The sequence below is a fragment of the Aeromicrobium sp. PFPM2_SD2 genome (assembly GCF_057364525.1).
The window spans coordinates 1-536 of record NZ_JBNFNZ010000821.1 but is presented as its reverse complement, the minus strand read 5'-3'; the positions used below and the strand labels follow the sequence as shown (position 1 = coordinate 536).

Here is a 536-nt window from a genome sequence, read left to right as displayed (position 1 = left end):
TTCGACGGCTGGTGGGCCGCCCCTGCTCGCCGGCCTGCTCGTGGCCGTGCTCGCCGTCCCGCCGCTGCTGCCCGCCGGCACCTGGACCGGACGCCGCGGGCTGTCGTCGGTCATCGCGACCCGCGGCGTGGTGTCGCTCGCCTTCTTCGGCGTCGAGGCGTACCTGCCGCTCGCGCTGGTCGAGCACCGCGGCCTGACCCCGACCCAGGGCGGCATGTTCCTCACCGGGGGAGCGGTGCTGTGGTTCAGCGGCTCGTGGCTGGCCGCGAACCTCCCCGCGCTCGCCGACAAGCACCGTCGGGTCCGGCTGGGCGTGGGCCTGGTCGCGCTCGGCAGCGTCGCCGGCGGCCTGGTGCTGGTCGAGGCCGTGCCGCTGCCCCTGCTGGTGGTGCTGTGGTCGTTCGCCGGGCTCGGCATGGGCATGGGCGACGTCGCGCTGTCGGTGCTGCTGCTCGAGACGGCGCCGGCCGGCGAGCACGGCGCCGCGAGCGCCGCGATGCAGACCAACGACGCCGTCGTGCAGGCGCTGGGGCTGG

1 protein-coding gene is annotated in these 536 nt (G+C 76.3%); it reads left to right on the top strand.

From position 1 onward, the window contains the following. On the top strand, positions 1–536 hold a 536-nt coding region (locus AC2W7G_RS18310; protein WP_485869690.1), incomplete at both ends, for an MFS transporter.